General features: G+C 41.4%; 7 protein-coding genes and 1 other annotated feature. Of the genes, 5 read left to right on the forward strand and 2 right to left on the reverse strand.

Going from position 1 to position 7,094, the window contains the following annotated elements; all coding sequences use genetic code 11:
- Positions 1-119: 119 nt before the first annotated feature.
- Complete coding sequence (asnB, locus tag DFR59_RS19270; protein ID WP_114747294.1) at positions 120-1,943, forward strand: asparagine synthase (glutamine-hydrolyzing); 1,824 nt, start codon at positions 120-122, stop codon at positions 1,941-1,943.
- 45 nt (positions 1,944-1,988) lie between these two features.
- On the opposite strand, the gene plsY is transcribed toward asnB, so the two are convergent.
- Positions 1,989-2,570, reverse strand: coding sequence for a glycerol-3-phosphate 1-O-acyltransferase PlsY (gene plsY, locus DFR59_RS19275; RefSeq protein ID WP_114747295.1), 582 nt, complete (start codon positions 2,568-2,570; stop codon positions 1,989-1,991).
- A 237-nt stretch (positions 2,571-2,807) separates the two neighbouring features.
- Positions 2,808-3,341, reverse strand: a complete 534-nt coding sequence (locus DFR59_RS19280; RefSeq protein ID WP_114747296.1) for an HAD-IIIA family hydrolase — start codon at positions 3,339-3,341, stop codon at positions 2,808-2,810.
- A gap of 210 nt (positions 3,342-3,551) precedes the next feature.
- Between DFR59_RS19280 and DFR59_RS19285 the strand changes: the two genes are divergently transcribed.
- The 4 genes from DFR59_RS19285 to DFR59_RS19300 all read left to right on the forward strand — a co-directional run bounded on the left by DFR59_RS19285 (position 3,552) and on the right by DFR59_RS19300 (position 6,912).
- Positions 3,552-4,253, forward strand: coding sequence for an HAD family hydrolase (locus DFR59_RS19285; protein WP_245948538.1), 702 nt, complete (start codon positions 3,552-3,554; stop codon positions 4,251-4,253).
- A gap of 162 nt (positions 4,254-4,415) precedes the next feature.
- Positions 4,416-4,643: a binding site (T-box leader), on the forward strand.
- A 53-nt stretch (positions 4,644-4,696) separates the two neighbouring features.
- Positions 4,697-6,088, forward strand: coding sequence for an asparagine--tRNA ligase (asnS, locus tag DFR59_RS19290; RefSeq protein ID WP_114747298.1), 1,392 nt, complete (start codon positions 4,697-4,699; stop codon positions 6,086-6,088).
- 174 nt (positions 6,089-6,262) lie between these two features.
- Positions 6,263-6,514 carry an AbrB/MazE/SpoVT family DNA-binding domain-containing protein gene (locus DFR59_RS19295; protein ID WP_114747299.1) on the forward strand — a complete coding sequence of 84 codons (252 nt, stop codon included), beginning with the start codon at positions 6,263-6,265 and terminating at the stop codon, positions 6,512-6,514.
- The gene (locus tag DFR59_RS19300) at positions 6,511-6,912 is read left to right on the forward strand and encodes a type II toxin-antitoxin system death-on-curing family toxin (protein WP_114747300.1); all 402 of its coding nucleotides are present in this window, start codon (positions 6,511-6,513) and stop codon (positions 6,910-6,912) included. The genes DFR59_RS19295 and DFR59_RS19300 overlap by 4 nt, the downstream gene beginning before the upstream one ends.
- Positions 6,913-7,094 lie beyond the last annotated feature (182 nt).

The raw sequence follows: 7,094 nt of genomic DNA on the forward strand, positions 1-7,094 counted from the left end.
AGGGGATTGTTTGCCTTCATTTTTTGGAAGGTTTAGTATGTGGTCATAACGATGCATTGTTTTCTAAGTGAACATGGAGGGCGCCATTCATGAATATTTCTGGAAAGAAGGCATAAGGTATGTGTGGAATTGCAGGTTGGATTGATTGGACAAAAGATCTTTCTGAAGAAAACAGGATGTTAAAGCAGATGACGGATGCGATCAGACACAGGGGACCGGATGCTGAGGGGTTTTGGCTCGACGGCCATGCCGCACTTGGACACCGGCGACTGATTGTCATCGATCCTGATGGCGGGAAGCAGCCAATGCTCTATAAGGATTCCGAAAACGATGTTGTACTTACATATAACGGTGAAATTTATAACTACCGCGAGTTGAAGGAAGAACTCACTTCTTTGGGTCATCAATTTGATACTGAGTCGGACACGGAGGTGCTTCTTCATGCGTATTTGCAATGGCAGGAGCAGTGCGTCGACCATCTGAATGGGATCTTCGCATTTGCGATTTGGGACAAGAACAAGGAACGATTGATGCTTGGCCGCGACCATTTAGGTGTTAAGCCATTATTCTATTGTAAACGCGGGGACCAGGTCATTTTCGGGTCTGAAATAAAGGCGCTGTTCGCACATCCTGATGTGAAGCCAGAGCTTGATGAAGAAGGCTTGTCAGAGGTATTTGGACTCGGACCGATGCGTACGCCGGGCAAAGCCATTTTCAAAGATATTGAAGAGGTTCGAGCTGGCCACTATATGATTTTTTCAAAAGAAGACCAGCAAACGAAACAATATTGGAAGCTTGAGAGCAAAGAGCATACCGATGATGTGGACAAAACGGTCGAGACGATCCAATCTCTTTTGGAAGATACGGTCAGCCGCCAGCTCATTTCGGATAAGCCGCTTGTTTCCATGCTTTCCGGCGGACTTGATTCAAGCGGACTGACTGCGATGGCTGGGAAAGAATACAAGGAGAACGGAAAGACGCTTTCTACGTATTCCATCGATTTCGTGAATAACGACGCTGATTTCAAAGAGGATTTCCTCCGCAGGGATCTCGATGAACCTTGGGTGAAGAAGGTATCCGAGTATGTTGGAACCGACCACACGTCTGTCGTTTTTCCAGCAGAGAAGTTGGTCAACAACCTCCTTATCCCAATGAAAGCCCGGGATCTGCCGGGAGTGGGGGAAATCGAAACTTCCCTATACTTATTGTTCAAGGAAATGAAGAAAAACGCGACGGTCGCTTTATCGGGAGAGTCGGCCGATGAAGTGTTCTCCGGCTATCCATGGTTCCATCAGGAGAAATTCCTGGATGCCGATGTGTTCCCGTGGCTGCTCAATATCGGAGGCATCGGGAAGGTATTGAAGAAGGAAATCAGGGAAAAGCTTGATATCCCTGCCTATCAGAAAAAGAAATACCAAGATGCCCTGGAGGAGCTTCCTGTATTGGAAGGAGAAGACGAGACTGAGGCGAAGCAGAGAAGGATGTCCTATATGTTCATCACGCGCTTCCTGCCATTCATGCTGGATCGTAAGGACCGTGCGAGCATGATGACGGGCTTCGAAGTCCGCGTTCCATTCTGCGACTACCGGTTGGTCGAGTACCTGTGGAACATCCCATCATCCATGAAGAACATTGATGATATCGAGAAGGGGATTCTCCGCCGTGCATTCGCGGACTATCTGCCTGAGGACGTGCGCTACAGAAGGAAAAGCGCCTATCCGAGCACAAAAGACGATGCCTATCTGAAAGGTGTAACGGAATGGATGCGCCGGATTTTGGACGACCCGGAAGCACCGATTCAATCATTGATCGATGCAGAAGTGGTCAGGTACATCGCCGACGGAAAATCCGACATGCCTGACACGAGTGTAAGAGGGCTGTTTGACTATCTCATCCAAGTGAATGGCTGGCTTGAGGAGTATGGGATTAAGGTTCACATATAATAGAGGAAAACCGCTGGCTGGTGGCCGGCGGTTTTTATGTGGGAATCAATACCTCTCCACAATTCTATTCTCTGTCCCATTTAGGATCCTCTTGATATTTTGGCGGTGAAGAATGATAATCGCGACGCATATTAATAAAGTAATTCCGATGATCATTTTATCTTCAAATAGAAGGCTGTAGCAGAATAAGGCTAGAGAAGCCAGCATGGAGCTGAGTGATACATACTTTGTGAAGACAAGAGTCAGCACAAACACGACAAATCCAACCAGAACACCCCATGGCGCCAGGAATAAGAAAACACCGGCTGCTGTTGCAACAGCTTTACCGCCTTTAAAACGAGCAAAAACAGGGAAGATATGCCCCACTATGGCTAACAACCCGCATATGACAGGGTTCACGGAAGCACTAAGCAAAAGGGGGAGGAAGCAAGAAATTGTCCCTTTTAAAATATCAAGAATCGCCACAATCACTCCTGCCTTTATGCCCAAAACCCTATATGTATTTGTTGCACCAAGATTCCCGCTGCCGAAATTCCGGATATCTTTCTTATAAAAGACCTTTCCGACGATTAAAGCAAATGAGATGGAGCCGATTAAATAACTTAAAATCAGAGTTAAAATGTTCAAAGTAATAAGATCTCCTTACATAGGTTGTTAAATAAGTACTTCTATTGATTGTACTTATTTTCCTGCTATTCTTTTTGTCGGGGGGATTTTTATAAATCCCAATATTTAGTAGATTATTAAAATTGGCTATGTTATAGTTTGATGATGATAATAGAAATAAAAATAGAACTTCCGAAATTAAGAAGTTCTATTTTAAATTATTGGTTTGTCAAACCTCGCCGTTAATTCAAGAATAAATTATTCTTTGTTTTTGCTTATGATCCATTTGATAGCGTCTAAAAGGTCTTCAGCAACATAATCTGGTTCAATTTCCGCCCATTCTTTCCTGTATTGATTAAGGGAACCATATCCCCATCCTGTAAGCACCAAAATTTTCGTTGCTCCCACGGAATGAGCTGCCATCATATCAGTTGAACCAACGTCACCAATAAATACAGTTTTTGTTAAATCTAATTTATATTTTTTAGATGCTTCCAAAAGCATTCCTGGTTTTGGCTTATGACATATGCAGTCATCATCTGGACTATGAGGACAAATAAAGGCATCATCAAACTCATATGATTGAAATTCCTTGTAAAAATCATCGAGAGTAGCTTCGCCCCTACTAATTCTATGTTGATTAGTACAAGCAAAAATCTTAATATTATTATCTTTTAACATTTGTAATGCAGTTCTACTGAACGAAAATGGGGAGAAATCTTTCGGATGAATAAAGTGTCCAGTACCACCAATAGTTCCATCACGGTCAATAAAAACCGCTTCAATTTTCATTGATATTCCCCCTTTAATATACAACAACTGCTATTAATCGAATTAGATGTTTAAATCGAAGATTTTGATAAATTAATAGTACCATATTTTACCATGATTTATATTGAATTCTCTTTAACAATCAATTAATTATTTGTGCATTCGCTTTTCTGATGATGAATGTTTTCCAGTAATTTAAATCAAGAAAGGTTTAAACAGGGGGAAGATAGATTGAAGGATTATAAATTATTATTGTTTGATTTGGATGAGACCCTTTTGAGCGGAGATTGGTTTAAAGAAGGGATCATCCAAATGATTCAATCTCACGCGTTAACTAAGCATATTGATCCAATGTTGTTTCTCGAAAAAAAGTTGCAGGTTCCAAAGCCATTGATTACCCGTTTTAAAAACAGGGAACTTTCCCCGCATGAATTCAGGAGAGCAAGATGGAAGCACGCATTATCTTACTTTGAAATGTTTCCAGAAGAGGAGGTCATCGACGAATTGGATGGTTGCTTCTTGCAGTCAGGGATGAGCTGCATTAAAGAAAATAAAAATCTCACTGCCCTGTTAGATGATCTCCAAAAGCATTATCAACTGGCAATCGTTACAAATGCTCTTTACGATCCGATGATGAAGATTTCCAGTTTGAAATTATCTCACCTATTTACGAAGGATAATGTCTTTCAAGCTGAGGAACTGGGCTATAGGAAACCGGATCCTGAATTATATTGGGCAGCATTGAATCATTTCCAAAACCTGCCGGAACAAGCTGTATTTATAGGGGATTCTTGGACACACGATGTGGTCGGCCCGATGGAGATGGGGATGGAAGCTATTTGGGTGAATGAAAATAGCATCCCAATAGACTCAGCCCATAGACCGCTTAAAGTGGTATCAGAAATACTAGAGCTGCGATCTGTTTTGCTGTAAGAAAAGCATTAAGAGAACTATCTTGACCATCAACCATAGTGGTGGTGGAATACTTTAACGCACTGGGGACTTGAGTCACAATATTTCTCCATAGGCAACTGGACACTGTATCATCTTTTGTGATAAATTATTAAAATAAAAATCCAATTTAAAACTACATAGTTTAAATCGATGAAAAGGAAAGTAATTTTTGCTATATTCGATAGCGAGCTGGGGACGGTGGAAGCCTGGCGATGAGGCATGAATGAAGAACACCTTTGAGTTTTAACCGAAAGGGATGTCCCGAGTAGGCTTAGACGTTGCCAGCACGTTACGGACTGGGGTATGTAAAGTTGGTCATGTTATGGCAATTTGGGTGGTACCGCGGAAGGTTAGTCTTTCGTCCCTTTTTTGGTGGGATAGAAGGCTTTTTTTTATGTAAAAAAACATTTAGGAGGTTCATCATGTTAAAGACCGTAGTAAAAGATCTGTTTAGAAATCAAGAAAAATATCAAGACCAAACGGTTCAAATTTCAGGCTGGATCCGTACGCTTCGCGATTCCAAAACCATCGGATTCATGGAGTTGAATGACGGATCATTCTTCAAGAGTGTCCAAGTTGTTTTTGAGGATACCCTTGAAAACTTTAAGGAAATCACAAAGCTTCCGATCAGCTCTTCTGTATTAGTAGAAGGAGAATTCGTTCCGACTCCTGAAATGAAGCAGCCTTTTGAAATCAAAGCGACAAAAATCACGGTAGAAGGCTTGTCTGACGCAGCTTATCCGCTGCAAAAAAAGCGTCATTCCCTTGAGTACCTTCGCACAATCGCACACTTGCGTCCGAGAGCCAATACGTTCTCAGCTGTGTTCCGAGTCAGGTCTTTAGCATCCTATGCGATCCATAAATTCTTCCAGGAAAAAGGATTCGTCTATGTGCATACACCGATCATTACTGGAAGCGATACTGAAGGCGCAGGCGAAATGTTCCGTTTAACATCCATGGACTTGAACCAGCTACCAAAAGGTGAAGACGGCAAAGTGGATGAAAGTGCTGATTTCTTCGGAAAAGAAACGAACTTAACCGTAAGCGGCCAGTTGAATGCAGAAGCTTATGCACTTGCTTTCCGCAACGTCTATACATTTGGTCCGACGTTCCGTGCGGAAAATTCAAACACGGCGCGCCATGCAGCAGAATTCTGGATGATCGAGCCTGAGGTTGCTTTTGCCGAATTACCGGACATCATGGACCTTGGCGAAGAAATGGTCAAGTATGTCATTGACTACGTTCTTGAAGAGGCACCGGAAGAAATGGCGTTCTTTAACAGCTTCATTGATAAGACCCTTCTTGAAAGATTGGAAAATGCATTGAAATCCGATTTCGGACGAGTGACGTATACAGAAGCGGTTGAATTATTGAAGAACTCTGGCAAGGAATTCGACTATCCTGTTGAATGGGGTACAGATTTGCAGACAGAGCATGAACGCTACCTGAGCGAAGAAATCTACAAGCGTCCTGTCTATGTAACTGACTATCCGAAAGAAATCAAAGCGTTCTATATGAGAGCGAATGAGGATGGCAAAACCGTTGCAGCGACTGACCTATTGGTTCCTGGCATCGGAGAATTGATCGGCGGAAGCCAGCGTGAGGAAAGAGAAGACGTCCTTGCAAGCAGAATCACAGAACTTGGCATGTCTGAAGAAGACTACTGGTGGTACCTTGAGCTTAGAAAATACGGCGGTACGAAGCATTCAGGCTACGGAATCGGATTCGAGCGTCTTGTGATGTATCTGACTGGAATGAAGAACATCCGCGACGTCATCCCATTCCCACGTACACCGGGTAATGCTGATTTTTAATATGAGATGTGAAAAGCTTGGGATTAGTCCCAGGCTTTTTTCTTTGAATGTAAAGCAGTAGTGGTTCTAGGGTTCTATATATTAAAGAAATAATACCGGCACCTTCCACGTGGTTCATAACAATTTCTAGATATGTTATAATCGTAATAACAATTATAACGAGGAAGTGATATTATGGAACAATTCGAGAGAAAAGTAACTAAGATTGGAAATAGTTTTGGAATCACCCTTCCCATTGATTTACTTAAGCAAGTTGGTCTAGCTCAAGGAGATGAAGTTCAAGTTGAAGTTATCGATGGGAAAATTGTCTTAAGAAAAAAAGAACAGTTAAAACTTCCAGAAGGCGTGGATGCAGAATTCATGGATATTTTAAATGATGTAATTAAAGAACATGATAAAGCATTTAAAGGGTTAGTGGATAGATGATGGATGAGGTCATCTATTTAACTACTAACCAGGTGATTGCTATAAATACTGTTCAAATTCGTCTATATTCTCCAGCTGAGCAAACAGGTGTAAAAGATCCACATTTACTTGACTCAGCTCTAAATCGCCCGAGACAATCAGTATTTGGCAGTGATGCGTATCCTACAATCCATCAAAAAGCAGCTGCTCTTTTTGAATCAATTGCAAAGAATCATGCTTTTCATAATGCAAATAAACGAACTGCTTTAGCATCGTTAATTATTTTCTTAAAAATAAACCATTATCAATGGAAAATGGGAATTGAAGAAGAACAGGACTTCACAGTTGATGTAGTTAATCATAAATACACGTTCCAAGAAATAGTTTCAAAGATTAAAGATAATACTGAAAAACTTTAAATCCATTCTCAGTTTAATTTGAGAATGGATTTTTTAGAAGTGGAGCAGAGGAACGGTTCTCGTGCTTCATTATTTTAAGGAAACGCAAGAAGAACGAAATCGCTCTGCGATGGCTCCTTAAAATCTTAGAACCCTAAAAATCTTTAAAATAAAAAACAAAAAAGTATGCCCTTTTGTGATAT

It is taken from the genome of Falsibacillus pallidus, from assembly GCF_003350505.1.
Classification (GTDB): Bacteria; Bacillota; Bacilli; order Bacillales; family DSM-25281; genus Falsibacillus; species Falsibacillus pallidus.

Coding starts and splice junctions, on each gene's coding strand:
- asnB (WP_114747294.1), top strand. CDS start 120: ATGTGTGGAATTGCAGGTTGGATTGATTGGACAAAAGATCTTTCTGAA.
- DFR59_RS19280 (WP_114747296.1), bottom strand. CDS start 3,341: ATGAAAATTGAAGCGGTTTTTATTGACCGTGATGGAACTATTGGTGGT.
- asnS (WP_114747298.1), top strand. CDS start 4,697: ATGTTAAAGACCGTAGTAAAAGATCTGTTTAGAAATCAAGAAAAATAT.
- DFR59_RS19295 (WP_114747299.1), top strand. CDS start 6,263: ATGGAACAATTCGAGAGAAAAGTAACTAAGATTGGAAATAGTTTTGGA.
- DFR59_RS19300 (WP_114747300.1), top strand. CDS start 6,511: ATGATGGATGAGGTCATCTATTTAACTACTAACCAGGTGATTGCTATA.